The 1,130-nt window shown below is 63.0% G+C and carries 1 protein-coding gene and 1 pseudogene; both read left to right on the forward strand.

The genetic code is table 11. The annotated features are described in order from the left end of the window. Positions 1–260, forward strand: a pseudogene (locus tag ACFQX9_RS11755) (IS21 family transposase); the annotation flags it as partial. 15 nt (positions 261–275) lie between these two features. Beyond that, positions 276–1,028, forward strand: a complete 753-nt coding sequence (gene istB / locus ACFQX9_RS11760; RefSeq protein WP_377788605.1) for an IS21-like element helper ATPase IstB — start codon at positions 276–278, stop codon at positions 1,026–1,028. Positions 1,029–1,130: the final 102 nt, after the last annotated feature.

The raw sequence follows: 1,130 nt of genomic DNA on the forward strand, positions 1-1,130 counted from the left end.
TTTTCCAGGCCGTCATCGCGGCCCGGCCGCATCCCGAGCAAGGCTTTCGCACCTGCCTCGGTATCCTGTCGCTGGCCAGGAGCTACGACAACGCGCGTGTCGATGCCGCCTGCCGACGCGGCATCCTGATCAAGGCTCGCTCCGTCGCCTCGATCCGTTCGATCCTCAAGAGCGGCCTTGATCGCGCTTTTCTCGACGAGACCTCCGACCACCAGCCCCTGCGCCACGGCAACATCCGCGGTCAGGGCTATTTCCACTGATAGGGAGACCCCCCAATGCTGACACATCCGACCCATGAACGGCTGACTACGCTCGGCTTGACCGGAATGGCCAAGGCCCTCCAGGAGCAGCGACGATCACCGGATCTCGATGCCCTGTCGTTCGAGGAGCGCGTCGGATTGCTGGTCGATCGCGAAGCCGCCGAGCGCGACACCAAACGTCTCACGACCCGTCTCAAGTTCGCCGCGTTGCGCCAGAGCGCATGCGTGGAAGACGTCGATCTGCGCGCTCCGCGCGGTATCGATCGCGCCGTCTTCGCCAGGCTCGTCGGCGGCGACTGGATCGACCGCAACGAGAACCTGCTCGTCACAGGGGCAACCGGGCTCGGCAAGAGCTGGATTGCCTGCGCCCTCGGCCACAAGGCCTGCCGCGACAATCGTTCGGTCCAGTATCATCGCGTCCCGCGTCTGTTCGAGGGACTTGCCCTGGCTCGCGGCGACGGCCGACTGCTTAAAACCATCGGCCGCGTTCAACTCCTGATCCTCGATGATTGGGGCCTGTCAGTTCTAAATCCGCCCGAACGGCGCGACCTTCTGGAGATCCTCGACGATCGCCACGGTCGCGCCTCCACCATCGTCACCAGCCAGGTCCCCGTCGAACATTGGCACGACGTTATCGGCGACCCAACCCTCGGCGACGCCATCCTGGACCGCCTCGTTCACAACGCTCACCGCCTTCAACTCTCCGGAGAAAGCATGCGAAAAGAAAACGCCCGCAATCAAACTCTTGACGCCAACTCAAACCCCTGACCCAATCACCATGTCGGCCAAAGCGGCTGCTCACGATCGCGCGAAATGCCTGCTAACCATCGCGTGAAATCACCGCTCACCATCAGCGAAATGCGCACATAA

This window comes from Bradyrhizobium sp. GCM10028915 (assembly GCF_042666195.1).
Lineage (GTDB): Bacteria > Pseudomonadota > Alphaproteobacteria > Rhizobiales > Xanthobacteraceae > Bradyrhizobium > Bradyrhizobium canariense_D.